This window comes from Halolactibacillus sp. JCM 19043 (assembly GCF_001310395.1).
GTDB lineage: Bacteria > Bacillota > Bacilli > Bacillales > Amphibacillaceae > Halolactibacillus > Halolactibacillus miurensis.
Genome location: NZ_BAXD01000002.1, coordinates 91,313 through 117,872, shown reverse-complemented (window position 1 = coordinate 117,872; position 26,560 = coordinate 91,313). Strand labels below are relative to the sequence as shown.

The 26,560-nt window shown below is 40.7% G+C and carries 26 protein-coding genes and 3 pseudogenes; 14 read left to right on the top strand and 15 right to left on the bottom strand.

All coding sequences use genetic code 11. From position 1 onward, the window contains the following. Positions 1-39: 39 nt before the first annotated feature. The 4 genes from JCM19043_RS02245 to JCM19043_RS02235 are packed head-to-tail and all read right to left on the bottom strand — an operon-like array spanning position 40 to position 2,828. Entirely contained in the window at positions 40-927 is an 888-nt protein-coding gene (locus tag JCM19043_RS02245) for a Gfo/Idh/MocA family protein (protein ID WP_062319619.1), read from the bottom strand. 13 nt (positions 928-940) lie between these two features. Next, a complete protein-coding gene (locus JCM19043_RS02240) occupies positions 941-1,735 on the bottom strand; it encodes a Gfo/Idh/MocA family protein (protein WP_231631363.1) in 795 nt (264 codons plus the stop codon). 41 nt (positions 1,736-1,776) lie between these two features. Further along, positions 1,777-2,106, bottom strand: coding sequence for a Gfo/Idh/MocA family protein (locus JCM19043_RS17190; protein WP_231631362.1), 330 nt, complete (start codon positions 2,104-2,106; stop codon positions 1,777-1,779). Beyond that, entirely contained in the window at positions 2,103-2,828 is a 726-nt protein-coding gene (locus JCM19043_RS02235; protein WP_082394382.1) for an AraC family transcriptional regulator, read from the bottom strand. The genes JCM19043_RS17190 and JCM19043_RS02235 overlap by 4 nt, the downstream gene beginning before the upstream one ends. A 622-nt stretch (positions 2,829-3,450) precedes the next feature. Between JCM19043_RS02235 and ahpC the strand changes: the two are divergent. Together ahpC and ahpF are read left to right on the top strand one after the other, a co-directional pair. Then, a pseudogene (ahpC, locus tag JCM19043_RS02230) lies at positions 3,451-4,016 on the top strand (alkyl hydroperoxide reductase subunit C). Positions 4,017-4,030: 14 nt separating this feature from the next. Then, a pseudogene (gene ahpF, locus JCM19043_RS02225) lies at positions 4,031-5,556 on the top strand (alkyl hydroperoxide reductase subunit F). A gap of 87 nt (positions 5,557-5,643) precedes the next feature. On the opposite strand, the gene JCM19043_RS18025 reads toward ahpF, so the two are convergent. Both JCM19043_RS18025 and JCM19043_RS18020 read right to left on the bottom strand, forming a co-directional pair. Continuing rightward, the gene (locus tag JCM19043_RS18025) at positions 5,644-6,150 is read right to left on the bottom strand and encodes a 5'-nucleotidase C-terminal domain-containing protein (RefSeq protein ID WP_062319615.1); all 507 of its coding nucleotides are present in this window, start codon (positions 6,148-6,150) and stop codon (positions 5,644-5,646) included. 47 nt (positions 6,151-6,197) lie between these two features. After that, positions 6,198-7,421, bottom strand: a complete 1,224-nt coding sequence (locus tag JCM19043_RS18020) for a bifunctional UDP-sugar hydrolase/5'-nucleotidase (RefSeq protein WP_062319613.1) — start codon at positions 7,419-7,421, stop codon at positions 6,198-6,200. A gap of 460 nt (positions 7,422-7,881) precedes the next feature. On the opposite strand from JCM19043_RS18020, the gene JCM19043_RS17185 reads away from it, so the two are divergent. From JCM19043_RS17185 to JCM19043_RS02200, 5 genes are all read left to right on the top strand, one after another. After that, the gene (locus JCM19043_RS17185) at positions 7,882-8,019 is read left to right on the top strand and encodes a hypothetical protein (RefSeq protein ID WP_231631361.1); all 138 of its coding nucleotides are present in this window, start codon (positions 7,882-7,884) and stop codon (positions 8,017-8,019) included. A gap of 50 nt (positions 8,020-8,069) precedes the next feature. Beyond that, complete coding sequence (locus JCM19043_RS17180) at positions 8,070-8,684, top strand: PTS transporter subunit EIIC (protein ID WP_255349923.1); 615 nt, start codon at positions 8,070-8,072, stop codon at positions 8,682-8,684. 26 nt (positions 8,685-8,710) lie between these two features. Continuing rightward, positions 8,711-9,445, top strand: a complete 735-nt coding sequence (locus tag JCM19043_RS17175; protein ID WP_255349922.1) for a glucose PTS transporter subunit EIIB — start codon at positions 8,711-8,713, stop codon at positions 9,443-9,445. A gap of 96 nt (positions 9,446-9,541) precedes the next feature. Then, the gene (locus JCM19043_RS02205) at positions 9,542-10,870 is read left to right on the top strand and encodes a 6-phospho-alpha-glucosidase (RefSeq protein WP_062319611.1); all 1,329 of its coding nucleotides are present in this window, start codon (positions 9,542-9,544) and stop codon (positions 10,868-10,870) included. Positions 10,871-11,043: 173 nt separating this feature from the next. Then, a complete protein-coding gene (locus JCM19043_RS02200) occupies positions 11,044-11,790 on the top strand; it encodes a MurR/RpiR family transcriptional regulator (RefSeq protein WP_062319608.1) in 747 nt (248 codons plus the stop codon). A gap of 78 nt (positions 11,791-11,868) precedes the next feature. Here JCM19043_RS02200 and JCM19043_RS02195 read toward each other — a convergent pair whose 3' ends face one another. The 4 genes and pseudogenes from JCM19043_RS02195 to JCM19043_RS02180 all read right to left on the bottom strand — a co-directional run bounded on the left by JCM19043_RS02195 (position 11,869) and on the right by JCM19043_RS02180 (position 15,891). Then, positions 11,869-12,648: a YibE/F family protein gene (locus tag JCM19043_RS02195; protein ID WP_062319606.1), complete on the bottom strand. Its 780-nt coding sequence runs from the start codon at positions 12,646-12,648 to the stop codon at positions 11,869-11,871. Continuing rightward, positions 12,645-13,757 carry a YibE/F family protein gene (locus JCM19043_RS02190; RefSeq protein WP_062319604.1) on the bottom strand — a complete coding sequence of 371 codons (1,113 nt, stop codon included), beginning with the start codon at positions 13,755-13,757 and terminating at the stop codon, positions 12,645-12,647. Before JCM19043_RS02190 ends, JCM19043_RS02195 begins: the two co-directional genes overlap by 4 nt. A 64-nt stretch (positions 13,758-13,821) precedes the next feature. After that, complete coding sequence (locus JCM19043_RS02185; protein ID WP_062319602.1) at positions 13,822-15,225, bottom strand: HAMP domain-containing sensor histidine kinase; 1,404 nt, start codon at positions 15,223-15,225, stop codon at positions 13,822-13,824. Further along, positions 15,209-15,891 (bottom strand): annotated as a pseudogene (locus JCM19043_RS02180) (response regulator transcription factor). Before JCM19043_RS02180 ends, JCM19043_RS02185 begins: the two are co-directional and overlap by 17 nt. Before the next feature lie 186 nt (positions 15,892-16,077). Between JCM19043_RS02180 and JCM19043_RS02175 the strand changes: the two are divergent. The 5 genes from JCM19043_RS02175 to JCM19043_RS02160 all read left to right on the top strand — a co-directional run bounded on the left by JCM19043_RS02175 (position 16,078) and on the right by JCM19043_RS02160 (position 19,601). Beyond that, complete coding sequence (locus JCM19043_RS02175) at positions 16,078-16,758, top strand: polyphosphate polymerase domain-containing protein (protein ID WP_062319600.1); 681 nt, start codon at positions 16,078-16,080, stop codon at positions 16,756-16,758. A gap of 68 nt (positions 16,759-16,826) precedes the next feature. Continuing rightward, positions 16,827-17,513: a DUF4956 domain-containing protein gene (locus JCM19043_RS02170; protein ID WP_062319598.1), complete on the top strand. Its 687-nt coding sequence runs from the start codon at positions 16,827-16,829 to the stop codon at positions 17,511-17,513. Positions 17,514-17,530: 17 nt separating this feature from the next. Continuing rightward, entirely contained in the window at positions 17,531-18,013 is a 483-nt protein-coding gene (locus JCM19043_RS02165; protein ID WP_062319596.1) for a carbohydrate-binding domain-containing protein, read from the top strand. A 2-nt stretch (positions 18,014-18,015) separates the two neighbouring features. After that, on the top strand, positions 18,016-18,255 hold the full coding sequence (locus JCM19043_RS18525) for a carbohydrate-binding domain-containing protein (protein WP_082394381.1): 240 nt from the start codon (positions 18,016-18,018) through the stop codon (positions 18,253-18,255). Then, complete coding sequence (locus tag JCM19043_RS02160) at positions 18,252-19,601, top strand: carbohydrate-binding domain-containing protein (protein ID WP_062319595.1); 1,350 nt, start codon at positions 18,252-18,254, stop codon at positions 19,599-19,601. The genes JCM19043_RS18525 and JCM19043_RS02160 overlap by 4 nt, the downstream gene beginning before the upstream one ends. 141 nt (positions 19,602-19,742) lie before the next feature. Here the strand turns inward: JCM19043_RS02160 and JCM19043_RS02155 are convergent, their stop codons facing one another. The 5 genes from JCM19043_RS02155 to JCM19043_RS02140 all read right to left on the bottom strand — a co-directional run bounded on the left by JCM19043_RS02155 (position 19,743) and on the right by JCM19043_RS02140 (position 24,348). Further along, on the bottom strand, positions 19,743-20,846 hold the full coding sequence (locus tag JCM19043_RS02155) for a DHHW family protein (protein WP_062319593.1): 1,104 nt from the start codon (positions 20,844-20,846) through the stop codon (positions 19,743-19,745). A gap of 110 nt (positions 20,847-20,956) precedes the next feature. Then, complete coding sequence (locus JCM19043_RS18015) at positions 20,957-21,406, bottom strand: MBOAT family O-acyltransferase (RefSeq protein WP_369813727.1); 450 nt, start codon at positions 21,404-21,406, stop codon at positions 20,957-20,959. After that, on the bottom strand, positions 21,403-22,245 hold the full coding sequence (locus tag JCM19043_RS18010) for an MBOAT family protein (protein ID WP_255349921.1): 843 nt from the start codon (positions 22,243-22,245) through the stop codon (positions 21,403-21,405). The genes JCM19043_RS18015 and JCM19043_RS18010 overlap by 4 nt, the downstream gene beginning before the upstream one ends. 13 nt (positions 22,246-22,258) lie before the next feature. Further along, positions 22,259-22,828, bottom strand: a complete 570-nt coding sequence (locus JCM19043_RS02145; protein ID WP_062319591.1) for a DUF4358 domain-containing protein — start codon at positions 22,826-22,828, stop codon at positions 22,259-22,261. A gap of 92 nt (positions 22,829-22,920) precedes the next feature. Further along, positions 22,921-24,348, bottom strand: coding sequence for a 6-phospho-beta-glucosidase (locus tag JCM19043_RS02140; protein ID WP_062319589.1), 1,428 nt, complete (start codon positions 24,346-24,348; stop codon positions 22,921-22,923). A gap of 219 nt (positions 24,349-24,567) precedes the next feature. Between JCM19043_RS02140 and JCM19043_RS02135 the strand changes: the two genes are divergently transcribed. After that, a complete protein-coding gene (locus JCM19043_RS02135) occupies positions 24,568-25,323 on the top strand; it encodes a MurR/RpiR family transcriptional regulator (protein WP_062319587.1) in 756 nt (251 codons plus the stop codon). Then, complete coding sequence (locus JCM19043_RS02130; RefSeq protein WP_062319584.1) at positions 25,316-26,515, top strand: DUF4317 family protein; 1,200 nt, start codon at positions 25,316-25,318, stop codon at positions 26,513-26,515. Before JCM19043_RS02135 ends, JCM19043_RS02130 begins: the two co-directional genes overlap by 8 nt. Positions 26,516-26,560: the final 45 nt, after the last annotated feature.

Genomic DNA, 26,560 nt, shown 5'->3' with positions numbered 1-26,560 from the left:
GGGAGGCGTCTTGTACGGTAATATAGTCATTCGTCTGTGTTAATAGCGCTTGATAAAAGCTTCAATCGCTTCTTGATGACTGGGACCGTAATACGACTTCGATTTCGTTGATACTTTATCTTCAGCAATACAGACTTTCCCTTGGTCTGTTGTTTCATATAGCTGATAATCTTTAATCGTGAATTTGCCGCGTTCAAGAATGACTTGACATTCCACGCTTGAATTGGCCGCATAGGCATTCGTTGACATCGCAAAGCCATGGACGCCGTCACTAAAATTAATTTGGGCAACGGCCGTGTCTTCTACTTCAATCGGATAATCGGTAATATTCGAAAGACTTGCCTTCACATCAACAATGTCACCCGCAATATACTGCATCAAATCATACGTATGAATCGCTTGATTAATAATCGTGCCACCACCCGCACGAGCCATCATTCCGCGCCACGGCTTACTCGTGTAATACGACAGCGGACGGCCCCAGGCAACTAAGCCTTTAATCGCGACAAGCTTACCGTAATCATTGCTTGCTAATTTTTCTTTTAGTACTTTGACTGTCTCGTTATAGCGATTTTGAAAACAAACACCCACGCGGGCGTTTAAGCGTGCGGTTTCTTCATATAAATGACACGCCTCTTTGTAGTTTAAGGCGACGGGCTTTTCTAAAAAGACCGCAATACCTTTGTTGATCACTTGTTTTGCGACCGGCACATGTAAATCATGCGGTAAACAAATATGGACGACGTCGAGTGATTGTTTTCTTAAGAGATCGTCAATTTGGGTATAGAACGGGATGTCTCGATAAAGTTCGTGTTTGGTCGGATTGATATCACACACGGCCACAAGTTCTGCGACCGCACTTTCCTCAATCGCCTTCCGGTGAATAAACGAGACATCACCGAGTCCGATGATCGCAACTTTCAGCATCTACCTCATCCCCTTAACTGCGAAGGTCAAATTTACCTTCTTCTTTAATCCGTTTATTTAATTCACTTAAATACACGTCATCATCAAAGTCTTTAAGTGAGATTTCTTCACCTGTCCACGTTGATAAATGAATCGCATTCGCTAGACGCACCCCGTTAATACCTTCAGCACCTGGTGCAAGTAAATCTTCCCCGTGAAGAATGTGACGCGCGAAGTTTTCTAATACGCCTGAGTGTTGTTCGCCCCACGCACTTTCTTCAGTGAAGGTTTCCGTTGAATAGAGGTCTTCGGTGTTCATCTGACCCATAAACAGACGTTTCACATCTTCCATGTCCATATTTTTATTTAGCTCATTTTCTGATTCTTTTAGACGCTTCACCGTCACTGTCCTACTATCTTCAACGACGATTTTCCCTTTATCACCTAGAATTTCTAGACGGTCTGTCCCGAGTAAATCATGGGTACACGTCACAAACACACCGGTTGCGCCGTTTTCATATTCCATCACCGCTGTTACTTCATCTTCTACCGCAATATCGCGTCTAAAGCCGTGTTTGATTTTACTGTAGACTTTCGTTGGGACACCGGCAATCCATTGAATTAAATCAAGTTGGTGAGGCGCTTGATTGACTAAGACACCGCCACCTTCACCTCCCCATGTGGCACGCCATGCGCTTTGATCGTAATACGGTTGCGGGCGCCACCATGTCGTAATAATCCAGTTCGTCCGGCGAATCGGACCAATGTCACCGTTTTCAACAATCTGTTTGATTTTTTGATAGAGTGGATTATTCCGTTGATTAAACATAATCGCATAGGTCACGTCTTGTTTACTTGCCGCAAATTCATTTAAGCTTTTACTTGTTTGGTATACACGCCGGCTGGTTTTTCGTTTAAGACGTGGACGCCATTGTCAAGCGCAAACGTCGCCATCTCTGGGTGTAGGTAATGCGGGACTGTTGTGATAATCGCATCCACGTCCCCACTTGTGATCATTTCCTTATAGTCACTGTAAATCTTTTTGTTGGGGAATGCTTCTTTTAGCTTTGCTTGTTTTGCTTCATCGATGTCACAAATAGCGACTAAGTCCATGCTTTTGACCATACCTTGTTCAATAAAGCTTGCATACATCGAGCCTTGTGCGCCGTAACCAATAATACCAAAACGTAATTTCGTCATAATACATACTCTCCCTTATGATTGTTTAATTGTTTGCGATACTTTGATGGTGTCACGTTAAAGTGGGCTTTAAAATAGCGACTAAAATGCGCATCGCTTTCAAACCCATGTAACTTTGAAATGTGTTTGATCGTGTATTCCGGATGACTTTCTAACGCATGCGTTGCCTGAGATAGGCGATAACCCATGATGTACTGCATAATCGTTTGACCGGAAATATCTTTAAATACATGTGATAAATATGACTTACTTAAATTCACTTCTTTGGCGATGCGTTCAATTGATAGTGATTCCCGGTAATTTTCTGCGATAAATTTTGATACCCGCTCGGCGATCGCTGTTTTTTCATCTCCTCTCATATTAGGTTTATCTAAAATACTTTCGGTGCCTCGCTTTACCGATAGTAATAAATCAACGAGCACAAGTTGTTGTTCTGCCTGTTTATCATGATCGTCCACGGCCACTAAAAACGTTAGCCGTTTCAGTAATTCTTCAACTTTACTGATTGTTTGCGGACGAATAACACGCAATTTCCCTTGCTTATTTTCCTGAAAAATTGATAACAGATCTTCTAAATCTAAGAAGCGTAGTAACGGCATGAGCCAGTCACGGTCAAAGTGGATAATGCTTCGTTCATACGTGCCGGCATCTGAAAACAATCCCGCCCGGTGAACGGTTTTTCCGTCAATAAAAAGCAGGTCACCTGGTTTTAACATATACATGTGATCACCTATCAAAAACCGGCAACTGCTTGATGAAATAAATAAATTTCATCGTGTCGATGCGTATGAAACTCAAGCGGATAGTGCTTTCCTTTATGACGATAAGCCACTTGAATCGACTCTACCATATCGGCACCCCCTTCTTGTATACTTGTATTATAATCGAATGTCTCATATAAAACAATGACTGAAAGTGCTTACATTTCCCATTATATTGACTCAGACTGCTTTTGGCGAATCATATATTAGCTACATCAAATGCATAGTCTCCTTTCAATTCGGGTATATAATGTAAGTGAGTGTTTTTAGTTAGCTTGACGCCCCATTATTAAGTCGTTAATGATTATCATCAACAACAATTAAACGATAATAAATCGTCAGATATTTAATAAAAAAGTTTATAAATTTCTTTACGCTTTCAGATAAAAATAAGCTTAAACGACTGATATTAACGTGTTGTAAGCGCTTGTGATGATTTTATCGTATCGCTTGACTTTAAAAACAAATACTTTATAATAACTTATATCGAATTAGAATTATTATCGTTAATCAAATGTTGTTCACTTTTCAGTTAACGTTAATAATTGCTTATATATTCAAAATAAAAGGAGGATGACAATTTATGTCACTAATAGGTAAAGAAGTACTACCATTCACAGCACAAGCATTCAAACACGGAGAAGATTTCTTCGAGGTAACAGAAGCAGATCTTAAAGGTAAGTGGAGTGTCGTTGTTTTCTATCCAGCTGACTTTTCATTTGTATGCCCAACCGAGCTAGAAGATATGCAGAAAGAATACCCAGCCCTTAAAGAATTAGGTGTGGAAATATTCTCAGTATCAACAGATACACACTTTGTGCATAAAGCATGGCACGAACATTCAGATGCGGTTGGTTCAATCGAATATACGATGATTGGTGACCCATCACAAACAATTTCTCGCAACTTTGATGTACTAAACGAAGCATCAGTCTTGCGGACCGTGGTACGTTCTTAATTGACCCAGACGGTGTCATCCAAACAGTTGAGATTAACGCAGACGGTATCGGACGTGACGCGTCGACTATTATTAATAAAGTAAAAGCCGCACAGTATGTACGTAAACACCCTAACGAAGTTTGCCCAGCGAAATGGCAAGAAGGCGAAGAAACATTGAAACCAAGCCTAGATATCGTAGGTAAAATCTAAGGAGTGATTTCTTTATGCTAGACCAACAAATTAAGGAACAACTCAAGCAGTACTTAGCCCTGCTTGAGTCTGACCTTGTGATTCAAGTGTCACTTGGCGACGATAAACATTCAACAGAAACAAAAGAATTCGTGGATGAGCTCAGTCAAATGTCAGACCGGATTACGGTTGAAGAAAAAGACTTAGCACGCACGCCAAGTTTTACTATCGCTAAAAAAGGTGAAGAGGCGCGTGTTACATTCGCAGGTGTCCCACTTGGACATGAGTTTACCTCTTTAGTCATGGCTCTTTTACAAGTTAGTGGCCGTGCACCTAAAATTGACGATAGTCAAGTCGAACAAATTAAAGGGATTTCTAAAGAATTGAACTTTACAACATATGTGTCATTATCATGTCACAACTGTCCAGATGTTGTTCAAGCCTTAAACATTATGAGTGTGTTAAACCCTAATATTACCCATACAATGGTAGAAGGAACCGCTCATAAAGCTGAAGTCGAGAAAGAAAACATCATGGCTGTTCCAGCCGTCTACTTAAATGGTGAATTCTTAGAATCTGGTCGTATGACCCTTGATGACTTACTCGCCTTAGTCTCTACTGGTCCAGACCCAGAGGAACTGAATAGTAAAGATCCATTCGATGTGTTAGTCGTTGGTGGTGGCCCATCAGGGGCAACATCTGCGATTTATGCCGCACGTAAAGGCATTCGTACTGGCCTTGTTGCTGATCGTTTTGGTGGTCAAGTGATGGATACATTAGGTATTGAAAACTTCATTGGTGTGCCTTACACTGAAGGTCCTAAATTAATGGGTAACGTAGAAGCACATGTGAATGAGTATGACATTAATGTGATGAAGAGTTACAAGCGAAGAGCTTGAAGAAAAATGATCTCTTTGAAGTAGAACTTGAAAATGGTGCTGTCCTTAAAAGTAAAACCGTTGTTCTCTCAACCGGTGCGCGTTGGCGAAACATTAACGTACCTGGTGAACACGAGTACAAAAACAAAGGGGTCGCTTATTGCCCTCACTGTGACGGTCCATTATTCGAAGGTAAAGATGTGGCGGTTATCGGTGGTGGTAACTCAGGTATTGAAGCGGCGATTGACCTTGCGGGTATCGTGAAACATGTAACGGTGGTTGAGTTCTTACCAGAACTTAAAGCTGACCAAGTGCTGCAAGACCGCCTTTACTCACTATCAAATGTCACCGTGATTAAAAATGCGCAAACGACTGAGATTACAGGTGACGAAACCGTAAATGGTCTCACGTATAAAAATCGTGATACAGACGAAGAGCACCATATTGAGCTTGCGGGTGTCTTTGTCCAAATTGGTCTTGTACCTAACACAGACTGGTTAGGTGATACAGTTGAACGTAACCGTATGGGAGAAATCGTGATTGATAAGCATGGTCAAACAAGCTTACCGGGTGTGTTTGCCGCCGGTGACTGTACGGATACGCCTTATAAACAGATTATTATCTCAATGGGTTCAGGCGCTACTGCTTCACTTGGTGCGTTTGATTACTTGATTAGAAACTAATTTTCAAAAAAACAAGCCATCCGGTGTCTTAAGAGACTGGATGGCTTGTTTTTTATCTTGGTTCTCAATTAAAGAAATACAACGACATCATTCAACGCCTTTTTTCTTAATAACAAAAACACTGCCACCAATAAGGAGTGTCCCGATTAATAATAGGTTCATCGTTAGTGTTGCTGTATCCGGTAAACGTTCACCTTCTTCAGAGGTTTCTTCTTCTACTGTTGATTCACCTGATTCTTCGTCTGACTCGGTTTCTTCCTCTATCGCTGAATCATCTGTTTCTTCAGCTGGCGTCTCTTCTTCAACGGGTTGTTCTGGTTGTTCTGGTTCTGTTGGCGCTTCTGGTTCAACAGGCGCTGTTTCTTCTTGCGCCTTAACTTGAATACGATTTTCTGTCATGTCATAATCAACAGCACCTTCAGCTTCTGTTGTTTCTTGAATGTACTGGATTAACGCGCTTGTCACCAGTCCAGCATCTTCTTGAATCATCGTTGCTGCTGAGAAATTATATCCGTCACCACCTTCAACAATGAAGTTATTGGTAGCAATAGAATACGTTGCTTCTAAATCGATTGATTCTCCTTCAACAAACAAGTCTGAATCTGCGTATAGACCTTCTTCATCCGTATAGATTGTGTAAGTTAAGCCGATGTTTGCAAGTCAATCTGCGGACCGTAATCTTCTAGCGAACGATGATAGGAATAGGCGATGATCTCTTTTAGTTCACTACCTGTCATTTCAACAATCGTCACAACATTACCAAATGGATCTACAGTAAATACATCGCCTGCGGTAATATCTCCTGGGTCAATACTTGCACGAATACCACCATTGTTTGTAATAGCGATATCTGTGTTAGCAAAGTTACGAAGAGCATCTGTAATCATATTACCAAGCTGCACGTCACCCATCCAACGGTCTTCTCTTGATAAACCTGTATTAGTTTGGCCCAAAACCTCTGATAATAATTCTTCTGACGCGTCGTTAAAGCCATCAACCAACGCTTGTACTTCATTATCAACGACTTCATCGTCAAGCGCTTCTACCGGTTGTAAAGAACCTTCAACGGTTAACTCCTTTGTTTCTGAATCAAATATTAATGTTAACATACCAATGTTTCTTGCATTACTACCTGATTGGACAATCGCTGTACCATTGACCATCTCAGGTGTATCTAATTGAGTATGAGAGTGCCCCCCAACAATGACATCAAAGAAATCTGTTGCTTCTGCGATACGTCTATCATCAGCAATTCCAACGTGATTAAGACCAATAAGAATATCTACTTCATCTCGTAGCGATTCATATTGCGTAACTGTATCAAGGTAATTATCAAAACTTAAACCGACGATACCTGATGGGCTTGTGGCAGGCGGCGCTTCCGTTAAGCCGAGCACCCCTACTTTCACACCATCAAATTCAAAAATATGATAGGGTTCTACGCCATCAATTGGTATGGATGAATCAGTAATTGTCATATTTGCTGATAACCAAGGGAAGTTTGATAGCGTTTTGTTACTTTGAAACGCTTCTTGACCGTAATCAAACTCATGATTCCCAATCGTCATCGCATCGAGTTTCATCGCATTCAGCAGTGTAAAAATCGGTGTACCACCTTGCAAATCAACAACTGGATTACCACTTGACACATCACCTGCATCTAAATAGAGTGAGTGATCAACTTTCGCACGTTCTGCTTCTAAAAAGGCTGCCATCTTACCAAAATCATCAATACTTGCATGCATATCATTGGTGTGAAAGACTTTCAATGTAACAGGTTCTTCCGCACCAAAGACTGATAGTGGTGAGATTAAGACGAACAAAACAGCTAAAAAACCTAACAACATGACTTTACTTCGTTTCATTTACCCAACTCCTTTTATTTTTTCGGATGCACGATTAGACACCGCTATGTATCGTTCCAGGTATGTCGTCAGACGTCTAACAATGTATTCGCTTACAATTCTATCATAGTTTAAATCACTTACAACACTTCCTATATTAGTTCTAATTTTCTGATTAATCCCTCATTTTTTCCGATTGGGAATTTTCCCGGTTTAAGAGAAAAATATCTATACGTTGAACTCCTTCCCTTACTGTATTCAAAGTATTGTAAACGCTTACTATTGATGTTTTAATAAGAGTGTCAAAGCGATGTTAGGCTCAATTCTAACATCGTTTAGTCAATATCAAACATTTTAAAAGCTACTTAAAAAGAGACTGACACCACGAATTAAACACGATAAAGGAGGAACGACGTCAATTATTCTATTCATCAGACAGATCGATCGTAAGCCATTAAAAAAATGATGTGGAGGTTACATTATGTTTCAATCCTTAAAAGACAAAGTACAACGATTTGGTGGGGCGATGTTTTTCCCTGCGCTCCTCTTACCTTTTGCCGGTATTTTATTAGGTCTCACGGTTATCTTACAAAACCAGCAATTATTCCCCTTTGCGTAGAAGGTTCAACTTACTTTAAGATTACGGATATTTTCTTACAAACGTCACTCGTGATTTTTAACAACTTACCAATTATTTTCGTATTAGGTATTCCGATTACCTTGGCAAAAAAAGAAACGGGGCGCGCGACCTTAACGAGTTTTATTACGTATTTAACGTATAACTACTTTATGGGTTCGACACTCAGTTACTTCGGACCAACGTTCGGTGTGGATACGTTTGAAGCGGGTGCCTTAGGTTTAACTGAAATCGCCGGCGTTCTTACCCTTGACACGAACTTAGTCGGTGCGATTGTTGCGGCATCCCTTGCTGTATGGATTCACAATAAATATTACGACAAAGAAGTACCAAACATCCTACAAAGCTTTAAAGGGACACCACTTGTCATTATTATTTTGTTCCCAATCACTATTTTGGCAGGACTCGTTACGCTGTTTGTTTGGCCAACGATTCAAGATGGTATTTACGGTATGCAAAGCTTTATGGTTGAAGCAGGAGGCTTTGGCGTTTGGACATTTACCTTCCTTGAACGAATTTTGATTCCAACAGGCTTGCACCACTTCATTTATGGTCCCGTCTTCTACGGACCGGTTGCATCGATGGTGGAACAGTCAACTATTGGATTCAGAACTTATCCGACTTTGCCAGTTCAACTGATAGCTTAACATCACTCTTCCCACAAGGTGGCTTAATGCTTACGGGTATGGGTAAAACATTTGGTACAACAGGGGCAGCGATTGCGATGTACTTAACCGCTAAACCTGAAAACAGAAAAAAAGTCCTCGGTCTCTTAATTCCAGCCGTTGTGACAGCCGTACTTACTGGGATCACTGAACCGATTGAGTTTACGTTCTTATTTGTTGCACCACTGTTGTTCTTTATGCACGCATTACTGTCTGCCACTATGGCAACAACGCTATATGTACTCGGCTTATCTGGGAACTTCCAAACAGGCTTTATCGACTTCATCTTCCAGAACTGGTTACCACTTGGCGCTAATCACTGGCTCATTTATGTGATTCAATTCGCCGTGGGTGTTTTATTCTTAGCCCTTTACGTTGTCATCTTTAGAGCACTGATTAAGAAATTTGACTACAAAACACCAGGACGTGCGGCTGATGTCTCGCTGAAGACAAAAAAAGATTACAAGCAAAGTAAACAAGCAGGAGACACTGGAAAATCAGTGGACCAAGAACTTGCCGAAGGGTACCTCGCGGCACTTGGATCAAAAGACAATATCGATAGTATTACGAACTGTGCCACGCGACTGCGTGTAAAAGTTAAAGACTTAGATCAAGTCGCAACTGATGAAGCATTTATGGAAATCGGCGCTGCTGGTGTCGTTAGATCAGGTCATAACTTACAAGTCATTGTGGGACTTAGAGTGCCTCAAGTACGAGGAAATATAGAAGATTTAATGAACTAACCGCATATACACTTAACTTAGGATGGGAATAGATAGATAGATCAAAGGTTTACCATCATTTATATTATTTTTAACCAATAAAGGAGACGATTTAAAATGAAAAAACACTCAATTGTTATCGCAGGCGGCGGCTCTACATTTACACCAGGGATTGTCCTGATGCTTCTAGACAACTTAGACCGCTTACCGATTCGTCAAATCAAGTTTTATGATAATGATGAAGCACGCCAAGACATTGTTGCGGATGCGTGCGAAGTCATCATTAAAGAAAAAGCACCTGAGATTAACGTCGTTAAAACGATTGATCCAGAAACAGCGTTTACCGATGTTGACTTTGTGATGGCACATATTCGTGTCGGTAAATACAAAATGCGAGAAATGGATGAGAAGATTCCGCTTAAATACGGCGTGGTTGGTCAAGAAACGTGTGGACCAGGTGGGATGAGTTACGGTATGCGTTCGATCGGTGGGGTATTAGAACTCGTCGATTATATGGAACAATACTCACCAGATGCCTGGATGTTAAATTATTCAAATCCAGCGGCGATTGTCGCTGAAGCGACGCGTAAATTACGTCCAAACGCTAAAATCTTAAATATTTGTGACATGCCAATCTCAATTGAAAACTTAATGGCTCAAATTCTCGGCCTAAAGTCACGCAAAGAGATGCAAGTCCGTTACTACGGGCTGAATCACTTCGGTTGGTGGACATCCATTACCGACCAATCAGGGAATGATTTAATGCCACAACTAAAAGCTCACGTGAAAGATCATGGTTATGCGGTTGATTTCTCTAATGCGGGTCAACACGTGGATAAAAGCTGGCAAGATACCTTCAAAAAAGTAAAAGACGTCTATGCGTTAGCACCTGATACGATGCCAAACACGTACTTGAAGTATTACCTCTACCCACAAGATGAAGTAGAGAAAACAGATCCGAACTATACCCGCGCAAACCAAGTGATGGATGGCCGTGAGAAGCATGTCTTTACCGAATGTAAACGCATTGCCGAAAACCAATCAACCGAAGGGGCAACACTTGAGATTGACGAGCACGCATCATACATCGTCGATCTTGCTCGGGCGATTGCTTATAATACCGGTGAAAGAATGTTACTCATCGTTGAAAATAACGGCGCTATTTCAAACTTTGAGCCAACGGCCATGATCGAAGTACCATGTATCGTCGGTAAAAATGGTCCAGAACCACTCACACAAGGAGAGATCCCTCGCTTCCAAAAAGGCTTAATGGAACAACAAGTGGCGGTAGAAAAACTGGTCGTCGAAGCTTACGAAGAAGGATCTTACCAAAAATTATGGCAAGCTCTTACGCTATCGCGCACAGTACCTAACGCACGTGTCGCTAAAGCGTTGCTAGATGACTTAATTGAAGCAAATAAAGATTTTTGGCCAACATTAAAATAATTAATCAAATCAAACCATTCACTTTCGGGCGGACGATCAACCATCGTCCGCCTGCTTTTTCTTATACCCATTAAATATTTAAACGCTCTCATTATTATATCATTCATGATTTGTCCATAGTCACACCTACTTTTCTTCGCTATAATGAAGCTAACAAGAAGGGGGGATGCTAAATGTTTCAAGCACTCATTCATAAACATGCCGATGACTTAACTGATAACGATTATTACATCTTAGACTATATTGAAAGACATCCTGATGATGCGCAAAAAATGACGATTATCGCCTTAAGTGATGCCTGCATGACATCAAAATCAACCATCTTACGTCTCACCCAAAAACTAGGGTTTTCTGGATTTAGCGAGTTTAAATATTATTTAAAGGAACATGCCACAAAAGAAGAAAATCTATCAGATTTATTCGAACTGTCACGTTATGACGTTGACTATACGTGCCAACTATTCGAAGAAATGGAAAAGCAACCAATCTATGAATGTATTAATCACGCACATAAACTCTATGGCTTTGCGACCGGTTTTGGACAAGAAAATGCCTTACGTGAATTAAAACGCTATTTGTTTACCTCCGGTAAACATCTCTATCACTTACCTGCTTTAACAGAATTTCAAATGGCCTTAAAGGAAATGACACCTGATGACTTCGTGATTTTAATTTCTTTAAGTGGTGATGTGAATCCGATTCTTAATGATTTAAAGCGCTTAAAAGCAAAAGGCATCCCCACGCTCTCAATCACAAGTTTTAAAAACAATCACTTAGCCGAACACTCTACCTATCACTTATATTACCAATCAACCGATCTCGGTACGTTTAACGGTCATATGCAAAAATCATTTATTGGACTTCAAGTCCTGATTGATTTATTATTCCGCGGCTTTTTAGATTATAAGAAAAACAGCTAATGCAAATGATTAGCTGTTTTTCTATTGCTTTTATGCTCATTAAATATGTTACGACAAACGACAGGTGAGCGTTTTATATTACCTGTCATGAGACATGTCTGACTTATTTTGTGTCGTCAACCGGTAAGCCGTCAAATACGCCGTCACCGGAACAATGAGTAACACACCCATACCGGACAACAGAATCGTCACAATCTCTTGGACAAACACTTTTGCATTTAGCACTTCACTTAAATGATAACCCATGTCGAAAAAGCGAACGAGTAACGCCAGATAACTACCGAAAAAAGCAAAGAATAGTGTATTCGCACTCGTCGCAAGTAAATCAATCCCCACCCGCATCCCACTAGAGAAGAGTTCTTTACGTGATTGGTTAGGGTTATGACGATACAGTTCATACATCGGTGAAGCAACGGAAATAGCTTCATCGGTCACCGCTCCGATGGTACTTAAAATAATTACGGATGTGATGACTTCGGTGAAATTCACACCAAAATAGAACGAATAAATCGCCAGTTCTTCCACTTCTTCTGTACTAAATCCTCCCACATGTGTCCAGCGGACAAAGAAATGAATCACACCAATTAAGACAACCATGGTCATCATTGTTGCTACAAAGGCGGTGGTCGTTTTTTTATTCTTCCCGTTAATAAAGAATAAGGTCACATAACTAATGATGATGCTAGCGATCAAGGTAATGATCATCGGGCTTGCGCCAGGGTCCGTCATAATGAGTACCGCTATAATAATCACACTGACGTGAATCAACATGACACTAAAGCTTAACAACCCTTTCTTTCCACCAATGACACTCATTAACACAAAGAGGATGAAAGCAAGTACACTGACTGAGGTCATGTCCTCTCACCTACTTTCGTAAAGAGCACCGCAAAGAGAATAGAAATGGGAATGGTAAGAACGATCCCAATGCCGCTGCTTAACGCACGAACGAGTTCAAGCGAGAAATTCATTGATAAACTAAAGCCGAGCGACGCATCATTTAATAAGTAAATTAAAAGCGTTGGTATCGTCCCACTGATATAAGCAAAAAAGACAATCGTCGTCATCGTACCCATAATATCTTGACCGACCTGTCGACCAGAAGCAATCAATGCTTTTGTCTCAATCGTTGGGTGCTCTTGTTTAATTTGAAACAAGGTTGAGCCAATCGTGACTGCAACATCCATGACCGCACCAATCGCGCCGATAAGAAGCCCAGCGGTAAAGACCGCATCCGGGTGACGCGTCAGTAATCCCATCTCTTCAAACCTTAATCCTTGTTGATTTGTTAGTCTTAAGACGAATAAAGTAATGATCATCATCATCGCTAAGCCGGTAAGCGTCGACAAAATGGCACTAAGTGTTTTTTTCGTCAAGCCACTGACAAAAATTAACGACGTCACTGTCATAATTATAGCTGCCACACTCATAAGCGCAAGTAATGACGTGTTAGGTTGACTCACAAAGTAATAAATCGCACCGGCCATAATCGTGACATGAAACAGTAAACTTAAGACCGCAAATAACCCTTGCCGCTTACCAATTATAAGCATCATCAGTAAAAACAAACTAAATAAGACGAGTACCTCTTGATCGCGTTTCACCTCAATGACTTCAGCTGTTAGTTCATTACCTTCACGCAGAGTGACAAAAACCTTATCCCCCTCCTTAAGTGCCGCATGATACGGCGAACTGTCACTATATTCATACCGCATCGTAAGCATATCTCCACGATACGGTGTATTCTTTAGCTCCGCTTGAAATGTGACGTCATAAACGGTATCTACCGCAACGCCCGCATCATTCGTCTGAACGACCGTTTCTGCTGCATTTTCAATCTCGACTAATTCAACAATGGGTCGCTCATATAACGTATTTATCCCCATGAGTAAATAAGCACTGATCATACTTAGTAAGAGACTAGCCGCTACGATACTTTTCATTGTCCGTTTTTTTACTGTCCACATAAATTTACCTCATTTCGAAAAAGACTGGTAAATGTTTAATATCATTTACCAGTCTAGTGTATACCTATTCTGATTCTTTCGGAAGCGTTAACCGAAAAGTGGTACCAGATTCAGACGTTTCAACTAATACCAGGTCACCACCTAATGCTTGGGCCATCATCTTACTTAAACTTAATCCAAGCCCTAATCCACGTGTCGTATACTTTTTATTTTCACCACGATAAAAACGCTCGAAAATATAAGGAATATCCTGTTGTTCAATCCCTTGACCTTGATCACTCACTTCAATGATATACGTGGTGGTTGCTTCTGTTACGGTGACTGAAATCATTTGGTTACCATCCGTTGCCTGGTTAGCGTTTTGTAAGAGATTCGTCATAATTTGTTCAACACGGACCGGATCCGTTTGTAGATTGATAGGGGACGTCACTTTTAGATTGAGTTGTCCCTTACTTGTCACTTCAGGTATGAGATTAAACCGCTCAATCACACCTGCTAACAACGTACCGAGTTCTAATTCCTGCAGGGATACTTTAACCGCATCCAGTGAAAATTGATTGAAATTCAGTAAATCCTTGACCATCTGTTTAAGTTTGGCTGTTTCACTAAGCGAGAGTTTAATAAATGTTTTTGCTTCTGCTTCTTGTACTACACCACTATCAATCGCTTGAAGTAGTCCGCTGATGGATGTCACCGGTGTTTTTAATTCGTGGGTGACACCGGCTAATAACTCTGTACGGAGTGATTCTAATTGATCAAGTTTATGCGCCATTTGATTAAATCCTCGCATCAATTCATCAATTTCCCGTTCACGAGCGCCTTCGGGTAAGTGAATCTGATAATCTCCCGCTTCAATCTGTTTAGCTGCTTGACTTACAGCGGTAATAGGCTTGGTAAGGCGTTTCGTCATGATAAAAATCGTAATAAAACCGATGAAACCGAGCGCCACCAACATGAAAAAGAGTTGCACATACTCTTGATCGACGGCCATGAGGTCACTTCGTTTGCTCATTAACACGACGTAACCATAACGGACATCTTCATTCTCAATTGGCGCTGTGACAAGATAGTATGTTGTGTCGTCAATAAGCTTTTCGAATACAGTCTCATCACTTGCTAATTCGCTTTCTGATAAAGAAGGTGACGGCGACACAAAAGGCGGATCTGTTTGAATGACCTCACCGATGATAGTCGTTATTACGGTAATCGGACGAGGATTTAATTGTTCAAACTGAGGTGGCTCATTCAATCGATTCGCATCATCACTGTCGCTACGGTTATTCACCACTCGATTAGCCGTACTCTCTGCCATCACGGCCATTAAATCAAGCCGATTGTCTTTTGTCGTTTCTCTAATCCAGATAACAAAGACTAACATAATCACAAGTAAACCGGCAATCAGAGCCAATAAATAACGCGTAATAAATACTTGATTAAGCGATGGTTTTACCTTATTCATTTTTGACATATAGCTGATACCCCAATCCGCGTAATGTTTTTATCTCCCTTCTGATTGTGGCCAAGGTCCGAGGGCTTTTCGTATGCGTTTTATTGCTAAATCGACCGCACGATCACTCCCGTCATAATCATACCCCCACACCGCATCAATCAATTGGTCACGAGTGAAGGTTTGATTCGGGTGCTCGGCTAAGAACAATAACACCGCTAAATCCCTTGGGGTTAATACAACTGGCTGACGATTCAACATGACGTGATGCGCTTTAAAATCAATTGATAACTGACCAAATGTCACACGATCTGCATCTTTCACTCCGCTTCGTCTCAGCACCGCTTGTATTCTTGCGAGCACTTCTTCTGCTTCAAACGGCTTCTCAATATAATCATCTGCCCCACCGTTTAATCCGGTTAATTTATCATCAATATCTCCAAGCGCCGTCAACATAATCACGGGTACCGTTGAGGCTATTCGAATCTCTTTTAATACATCCCAACCATTTTTATATGGCAACATGACATCAAGAATAACAATCGACGGTGTCATTTCTTTAAATCGCTTGATTCCCTCTGTCCCGTCATAGGCTTGACTAACTAAAAAGCCTGCCTTTTTTAAATAAGCTTTTAATACTTCACTAATCGCATAATCATCTTCAACAATCAACACGTGTTGGCTCATGATTATTCCCTCATTTCTATCCGTGTTTTATTATCTCATTTATTGTACCAAAAATTTGTGTCAAACAGATGTCGGAGGAACAAATGATTAGTAAAATTTTTGAATATATTTTTTTCACCTTTGACATACAGTTGACACATTCCATCGCTAAAATTAATCGTGTTGACAGACAAAGGAGGTAAAAACATGTTAAAAGGACGTCATGAATTAAAACATATCATTTCAATGTCCGACTATTATATTTTAAGAAAAAAATTGCAGCATTTACTAACAACGGATTGTCATGCGAATGACAACGGCCGCTATCACATTCGTTCCCTTTATTTCGACAATCACGAGCACAATATCTTAGACGAGAAGAAAGAGGGGTATCTCAACCGAGACAAATATCGGATTCGGTTATATGACCACAATCATCACCACTTATTTCTTGAACGAAAGAGTAAACGTCATAATCAAACCTTTAAAACAAAGGCCTGCTTAACAACGCCCGATTATCAACGACTGATGACGGGTGAGGTAGATTGGATGACTCAACATAAAGACCAATTAATCAAAGATTTTTATCAAGAAATAACGCTTCGACAACTGAAACCACAGACCGTCATTGATTATCAGCGAGAGGCGTTTACGTATCCTTACGGTAAAGTCAGGATCACCTTTGATTCTCATGTTCAGTCGAGTCTATACAACATCGATATGTTAAACCGTTATTTACCGATGGTAAATTGTTTAGAACCAAATGAAGTGATTTTAGAAGTGAAATACGACGACTATTTACCGTCTGTTATTAAGCCGTTAATACAGTTTCCTGATACGAAGCAGGATGCGTGTTCTAAATTTCAACTGAGCCAAATGTATGGTTAATGATTTTATCAAGTCAAACAAGTATATCAATCATCCGTTATCAATTATAATTAAAGGGAGTTATTAATATGGAAACAAACATTACAAATTTTACTGATATTTTTAAATCAAGCTTTCTCGATCAAGCAACGAGCTTCTCAATGTTAGATGCCGTTTTTGCGATTCTTGCCTCATTTATTCTAGGCTTGTTTATTTTCTTTATCTATAAACAAACCTTTAACGGGGTCATCTATTCCCATTCGTTTAATATTAGTCTCGTCATTATGACCATGACGACAGCTCTTGTGATTATGGGGATTAGCCAAAATGTGTTACTGTCTCTTGGAATGGTCGGTGCCTTATCAATTGTACGTTTCCGTACACCAATCAAAGACCCAATGGACTTAGTCTTTTTATTCTGGTCCATCATTACTGGGATACTCGCGGGCGCCGGTCTCATCCTTCTAGCTGTTATCGGTACGCTCGCAATTGGTCTCGTTCAATTATTGTTCTACAATCGATTAACACCTGATACGTCTTATTTACTGATTGTTAAGTACGACGGGGACCTTGCTCAAACAATTGAACAAACCGTTAAACAAACAGCGAAAAAAGCGAAACTAAAATCCTCGTCACAAATTTCTGGTGGAGAAACAGAAATCACCTATGAATTACGTTTGAAAACCGCTGACCAAGCGCTCACAAAAACACTTGCCGAACTAAGCGGGGTGCGCTCTGCGGTTATGTTGAGCTATGACGGTAACTTTACGGCCTAATTTCGAAAGGAGACACTATGCGAAAATTAATGATGTTAGCCATTACCTTGATATTATTTTTGTCAGGGTGTATGGCTGAAGAGACGACGAATGAAATAGCAACAGAAACAATCACAAAGCCACTTGAGGCCATCACGACTTATTCTGATTGGACGGATGAGGCAACCATGGTGACATTAAACGATCGCACGATTTCTGTTGAAGGAGATGGTGCCATCACTCAACAAGATGCTGACATTTATATTAGAACCTCAGGTACTTACGTCTTTTCTGGCGAGTACAATGCAGGGGCGATTATTGTCGACCAAGAAGATGACGGCGTTGTACGCCTTGTACTAAATGGCGCCTCTATTGAAACAGATCAACCAACGGCCATCCATATTGAACAAGCGGATGAGACGATTCTATCTGTCGCACCTGAGACTGACAACACACTCATCTCCACGGCCACGACAAAAGATGAAGACCTTACGGCCGTCTTATTTAGTCGGGAGACTTAACCATTAATGGGAGTGGGCAACTAACCGTTGAAACATCAAGCAATGACGGAATCACGAGTCGTGATGACTTACTGATTACCGAAGTCACACTTGATGTCACTGCACTTGATGACGGGATTGTTGGACGAGATATGACTTATATCACTCACAGCACCTTATCGTTCACGCGGGCGGAGATGGGATCAAAACGACAAACGAGGACGACAATAAAGGTAACATCACCATCTTATCTAGTGACATGACAATTGAAGCCGAATCAGATGCCATCCAAAGTATCGCCTCTTTATATGTCGAAGAGGGAAACTATACACTCACATCTGGTGGCGGTGCACCAGAGACGATTTCCTCCACCAATGACCAGCCGATGGGACAAGTTGGTGGGCCATTAAATATAGAGATAATCGTTACTCAATTAATTGAAGCAAATGACCTTGATGATGATGTAAAAGAACAACTGCTCGTTGCTGAATCAATCGATGAGATTCGCACCATCCTTGAAGAGAACGGCGAATCTTTAACCACAATGCCCGGCGATAGAGGCGAACGTCCTGAAGGGATGACGCCCCCTGGAGGTATGGAGGGTGAGAACGGACAGATGGCGCCACCTGATGGCATGCAGGGCGAAAACGGACAAATGACACCACCTAATGAAATGGAGGACGACACGACAGATGATGAAACGATGGATGAGACGTCTGATGATACCCCTTCAACTAAAGGATTAAAAGCTGAAAATACTCTCGTGATCGCTTCAGGCACTTTCACCATTAACAGCTTAGATGATGCGATTCATAGTAATAACGAGATACAAATAGACGGTGGGACCGTTGTTCTCTCTAGCGGGGATGACGGCATTCATGCGGATAACGTTTTAACGATAAACGCAGGCGAACTCACGGTTGAAAAAAGTTATGAGGGGATAGAAGCTAACATCGTCACGATACATGATGGCTCACTTAACATCACATCAACGGATGATGGGATGAATGCTGGTACTGGTGCCTCAAATGGAGAGACAGGCTACTTGGCCATTCATGGTGGAGACATAACGATTGATGCATCAGGCGACGGTATTGACTCTAATACGACCGTCGATATGACGGGAGGAACCGTTATCGTGAACGGCCCGGTTGATGGTGGTAACGGCGCCCTTGATTATGATGAAACCTTTACGATTTCAGGTGGAACATTGATCGCGGCTGGAAGTAGTGCGATGGCACAAGGTCCGTCAGATACTTCCTCTCAGCCAAGTATCGTCTATCAATTTGATCAATCAACAACCGAGGCTATTGCCCTGACAGATGACAGTGGTCAATTCATTCTAGGCTTCACGCCAACGAAAAGCTATCAGACGATTGTTGTATCCAGTCCATTGCTTCAAACAGACACGACATTTACTTGGCATACGGCTGTTGAGGTTGACGGGGAAGCTGTCAACGGATTAATTACGGAGGGCGTAATCACAACGTCAACGGAGCTAGACTTTACGCTAACAGATACATTAACATATCTGACACCTTCAGGCGTAAGCAGTACCCCGCTCACAGAATCCGGCTTTGGCGGAAGACCTAATAGACCCGCTAAGTAGTCCGGTTGCAAAATATAATATTAACTACTACAAGTAAAAACAGCACAAAGAAGCAACGCCTTTAGACAGGATTAAAGTCTAAAGGCGTTATTTTTTGGTTGTATAATAGGTGTTTGAATAATAGACAATATGGATGAACTATTAATACAATATATGACGAAGTGATTGGTCTTCATTAAAGGTATGAAGGTTATATAAGACGAGCAGTTCACTGAGCTCGTATTCTTTCATATACGCCTTGAGTGACTGTTTATAATAACGCGGATCAATCAAATGAATCTCATCGTAATGAGGTAGTAGAAACGGGATAAAGCTATCAGCATACGAATCTTTTACGACCATAAGCTTTCTATTTGTTTTCTCTTCATGATTAACCTCTATCTTAATCAGCGAATCATTCCCATCTAGAAAGAACCGATATTGATCCGTTTTATCTAAATACTGAGGATGGGTATAGTGATCCGTCACCCTACCGTCACTGTAAGTGATGGTTAAGTCAAGCGCATCGGTCACGTTAAACCATTCAATCGTATCCTTTGGTAAGGTTAAATCATGAAACTTGCGGTAACGCGTACCCGGAAAATCAGTTGAAACAACTTCAGATTGATAATCCGATAGTGGCTTTGCTTTTTCGTTAAACCATCGTTGATAAGCTAAGTACGCCCCGCGCATTGTCCAGTGATGATCGGTATGATAATAGATAGTGTCTTCTTTATATTGACGTAATACCTCACTCACATTAACGGTGTCCATATCAAGGCGCTCGTCTATTGTTTGTAATACATGCGCTTGGTCATCTGTCGGTAAGTACGCCGGTAAGTCTGCTTCATATATAGCGACTTGATTTGGGACAATCATCACCGTCATATCAAAAAGAGCTTGATTAGACTGGTGAAACTGATTGATCGCTTCAAGATTTTTTAACAGATTGTCTTCTTGATAAATAAACGGTTCAATTAAATAATCCCCTGCTTTTACGACGCCGTTATTTTCTCTTTTAAGTAGCGCTTGTTCTGTCTTTGATTTTAACGTAAGGAAAACATCTTTACCGGCGATTTGGTCAGCTAAATACGTTTCGATGTCATCCATAAAGGACCCGTCAAGGATTGCTTCCAGTTCTATAGCGGGCATCGTTTGTAAGTAACGATTTTCCGTTTCTGAAAAGGTTTGGTCTTTCATTATGAAGGTCAACACCGCCAGCATACCAAAAAAACCAATCATCAACATCCCTATTAATCGTCTCATCCTACCTCTCCTCTCACATTAAAACCGGAAATAAATAAACGGGTTAAATGACTGATCAACAAGGTAACCCATCGCTAACACCACAAGAACCATCACGAATAAACTTTCTACTACCATACTGTGCGTGAGGTATTTTTCATGATTATACGCTTGTACACATTGGTTGACCCGATGATGGCAACCACTAACAACACCGCATATTCACGCAGATAATATAACAGTGCCGTCGGCGGCGCTTCAAAGATAACCAGTCCTGTGATGTAGTCCACTAACTCATTAATGTCTGTGAAACTAAAAATCAACCAGCTAATAAGGACAACCCCGAGGGTATACATCCGCTTTAATATGACCGGCAGCTTGTGTGAGACGTGAGGACTGATATACGTCTCCGCAATTAGAAACATACCAAAATATAAGCCCCAAAGAATAAAGTTGACACTCGCCCCGTGCCAAAGCCCCGTTAAAAACCAAACGATGAGCACGTTTCTTAACCATTTCACTTGTCCGACCCGGTTACCTCCAAGCGGGATGTATAAATAATCCCTAAACCACTGACTCAGTGTGATATGCCAACGTCGCCAGAAGTCTTTAATCGAAGTGGCTTGATACGGATAGTTGAAGTTTCCGGAAAATGAAAGCCAAACAGACGACCTAAACCAATGGCCATATCAGAGTAGCCACTAAAATCAAAATAAATATGTAAACCATAACTCAATCCAACAAAGACACTCACCGAAACGGATATAGGTTCAATGGCTGTCAGTTGTTCATACAAAGCCGCCATTTGATTGGAGATGAGGACTTTTTTAGCTAAACCATAACTAAAGAGAAACATACCTTCTGTTATGTCTTCTTTTGTGACAACCCTCTTTTTCAATTGATCATCAATCGCCTCATAACGGACAATCGGTCCGGCGACAAGTTGTGGAAACAGTGATACATACATAAGAAAGTCAATCAGGCTGTGATTCACTTTTACTTTCTTTCGGTAGACATCAATCGTATACGAGAGCGTTTGAAACGTATAAAAGCTAATTCCAATCGGTAAGGGTAATTCTAATAGGCCGATGTCTAATTGAAACGCTTTGTTTAGTAAGTCTATAAGAAAATCAGCATATTTAAAGAAAAACAACACGCCTAAATTAATGACGAGTGACGACAGTAAGACGAGCCTTCTTAACCCATCTCTTTCGTCAAATCGCCCCATTAAACGGCCATGAAGATAGTCCATCCCCCCCGAAAAGATCACGAGGAAGACATAAACCGGTTCTCCCCACGCATAAAAAAGGAGGCTAACAATAAGTAGCACTCCATTTTTTAGCCGCTTTGGACTAACGATATAACTTGCTAACGCAAGGGGTAAAAAGATCAATAAAAATGTCAGTGAGCTAAAGACCATCGTTAGTCCTCCTTTACATCACCCTATAGGATTGAAGCAGCCGCTTATTCAGCTCCAGCTGCTTCATCAAAATCGTTTCGATATTTTCTGGGTGATCATACGTAATATAAATCAAATAGTTACCAGCTGTTTTAATAATGTTATTCTCAACTTTTTCATATTGATCCGGTAAGTACTGACTCCAAACATTCACTTGATTCTCTAAATATGCCTCTAAACCTTCTTTTACTGCAGGTACATCGTCTGCTGATGCGGCCTCTAACACAATAATCGTGGTAGAATTCACATTCATCATTGACTGATAACCAAAGCCAGAAGCGAGTAGATCACGTTCAATCCCCATTGTATCGATGTACATTTGACCCGCCGGGTCTTCTTCATCGGTTAAATTAGCACGTTGTAACATGCCTGTCTCCCCGCCCATATCCTCACTGATTTGACTTTCAACTTGATTCATCACTTCTTCGGTATTCATGGTGACTGCTTCTGTCTCATCTGCAGAATCTCCTTCTGAGCTACTTCCACACGCCGCCATTACCATCGTTAAAACAATTAAACTAACAACTAACCATACTTTTTTCATGTTTATCCTTCCCTTTCTTATGTATATCTATGTCATTAGTCGCCATCAATAGTAAAAGGTTACAACTTTTTTAAAAAGTTGTAACCTTTTACTTAAGCTAAATCTTCACCGTTTGAAGCAATCACTTTTTTATACCAATCAAAGGATTTTTTCTTCGTACGTTTTAGCGTCCCGTTACCTTCATTATCACGGTCAACATAAATAAAGCCGTAACGCTTCTTCATCTCACCTGTCCCTGCACTGACAAGGTCAATACAACCCCAAGACGTGTAACCGAGTAAATCAACGCCATCAATCTCGACGGCATCTTTCATCGCTTTGATATGTTCACGTAAATAGTCAATCCGGTAATCATCTTCAACATAACCTGATTCATTTGGTGTATCAATCGCACCTAAGCCGTTCTCTACAACAAACAACGGTTTTTGGTAACGGTCATAGAGTGCGTTCATTGTTGTTCTAAACCCGAGCGGGTCAATTTGCCAGCCCCATTCACTCGCTTCTAAGTACGGGTTTTTTACTGAGGCAAAGATATTGCCTTCGGTTTGTTCGTTTAATTTAGGATCCGTTGTCACAACACGGGATGAGTAATAACTGAATGAAATAAAGTCGACCGTATGGTTTTTAAGTACTTCTAAGTCTTCCGCTGTCATCTCAATCTCAATGCCTTCACGTTCTAACTGTTTTAACGCATACGCTGGGTACTCCCCACGTGACTGGACATCGATAAAGAAATAGTTTTCTCGGTCTTTTTGTTGGGCCAAAAAGACATCTTCTGGCTTGCACGTATACGGATAGTTTAAGCCAGCCGCCAACATACAGCCAACCATATTATCTGGGTCGACTTCATGGGCCACTTTTGTGGCGACCGCACTCGCCACAAGTTCGTGATGGGATGCTTGATATTTCACTTGTTGTTCATTTTCTCCCTCTTCAAACACAAGGCCTGCGCCCATAAACGGCGCATGGAGGATCATATTAATTTCATTAAAGGTAAGCCAGTACTTCACAAGCCCCTTAAAGCGGGTGAATAACACGCGTACTAAACGCTCATAAAACTCAATCATCTTCCGGTTACGCCAGCCGCCGTACTCTTTAATTAAATGAATCGGACAATCAAAGTGGGTAATCGTGACAAGTGGTTCAATCCCGTATGCTTGGCATGTTTTAAAGAGATCTTCATAAAAGGCAAGCCCTTGTTCATTTGGTTCTAGCTCATCACCTTTAGGGAAAATCCGCGTCCACGCAATCGATAAGCGATACGTTTTAAAACCCATCTCGGCAAACAGTTTAATATCGTCTTTGTAGTGGTGATACATATCAATTGCTTCTTTGGCCGGATAAAAATACCCTTCTTCAAAATCAAGCATTTTACGTTTACCTGCGATAATTGGGAAGCGGTCCTTACCTGTTGGTACGACATCGACATTTGCGAGTCCTCGTCCATCTTGGTTATAGGCCCCTTCACATTGGTTAGCCGCTGTTGCGCCACCCCATAAGAAATCTTTTCTAAAACCCATACGCATTTCCTCCTCTAGATTTTTATGTTTTATTTAATTGGTATCTTTTGTTCTTATCTTTATCGTATCATATTTCCAAGTTATCACTCGGCAAAACCTACATTTTGTTTATATTTACACGAAATGTCCCATGTAACATTTCTGACACAGGGTGTATCATTGTGCTATAATATAGGAATGACATAGTGCGTTCATACGTGTAGAAAAGCAGGTGAAAGAATGTTTACTAGTGAAATGATTGCCTCATTTAACGACCTTGAAACAGATATTTATAATTACGTCATTACTCATGAACATGAAGTCATTTATATGCGGATTAGAGAACTCGCCGAACATACTCACGTCTCAACCGCAACGATTTTACGGTTTTGTAAGAAAGTCGGCTGTGAAGGGTTTTCTGAATTTAAAACGAAATTAAAACTTGAATTAAAGTCACGCCAATCGGTTGTTAAATCAGGCGAGCACGCAGTAATGGAATTTTTCGAGCGGACGCTTTCAAGCGATCAAGAAACCGTTTTAGAAGAGGCGGTCCAGATGTTAACACAGGCAGATAACGTGCTCTTTGTCGGCATTGGTAGTTCAGGTATTTTAGCTGAGTACGGGGCCCGTTATTTTTCTAGCTTGGGGAAGTTTTCGATGTATATCAAAGACTTTTCTTATCCGATCCATAATCGACTTCAGAAAAACAGTGTCTCGATTGTCTTGTCTGTTTCCGGCGAAAATAGCTTTACGATCAAACAAATGAACCGGCTAAAACGGGAAGGATCAAAAGTCATTAGTATTACCAACAACAAACAGTGTACAACGGCGAAGATGAGTGATCTTAATCTCGCTTACTATATGACAGAAGAATATTACGAAGACACCAACATCACCACCCAAGTGCCGGTCATTTATCTATTAGAAACACTGGCCCGTAAATTGAACCAACATGAACAACAACGAAACGAAATTTTGGAGGACCCACATGAATAAAAAAGATATTGCCGATATTAGAAAACAATTTAAGCGTGACAATGATTTATTACACGTGCAAAATATATTTAACGTCTATGTGATGAAAGAAACGAAGGAAATTTATCACCAAATCAATCGTCCGTTCAATATTCTCGCAGAAGATGAACAAGATCTATTTTTCACTAACTTTAAAAAGACGTTAACTGGTCAGCTCGACGAAAAATTATTTGAGCTTAAATTTCAACCAGATACCGAGGATCCGGTTCAACTGAAATTAAACGAAGCATTAATGACCGAAGACCAAGCGCGTTTTACCGAACTCATGTTAGAGATTGTTGAACGGATGCTTGAGTCCCGCGAGTATGACCATGATATTGTCATTAGTTTTATTAAAGGGGATTATTTAAAACCACAAAAGAAACCCGATGATGACTTTACCCATCAAAATGATCTCGTTTACGATCATCAGTTTATTTTGTGTACCATCAATAAAACCCAGGACCCGCCGAAAGACTTACTATTTGATTATGTCGAAAAAACGTTTAAATACCAAGTCATTGTGGACCCGGTCATTAATATTAAAGCCCCGATTGGTGGTTTTTTATTCCCATGTTTTACGGATAAACAAGCGGATGTGAACCACATTCTTTATACCGCACCAAAAGCAAATGAACCAGATGAAACGTTTATTACCGATGTATTAGAAGCAGAGGAAACCGTGACCCAACAAGAAGATAAAATCATCTTTGAAGAAATCGTCAGAGACACCGTTGGATATAAAATGGATACCCAAACGCTCTCATCAATGTATGAAGATATTAATCGCCGAGTCGAAGAAAATGAAGAAGAAGATGAGGTCCCAACACTTGATTATAAAGATATCGCTGAACTATTGACGACGAGTGGGTCCACACCCATTGAACCCGAACGAGTAAAAATCGCGTTTCAATCGGTGATTGACGATGAACATTACACATTAAAAGCGAAAAACATTGTCCCGAAATACAAATCAAAATCAATTAAGATCAATACAAAAGTCGCCGATGTCAAAGTGAGTCCGGAGGACTTACGTTACGTCAAACAAATGCAGATGTTTGGCCGTCGCTATTTAATGATTGAGGTTGACGAAGACACGGTTGTGGATGGTTTTACGATGATTCCAGAAGTATTTGGTGAAAAGAAAGACGATGCAACCAAAGACAACGAGTAAATCAGTCACCATACATTTGTTTGAATTTAAAACCAGTAAAAACCT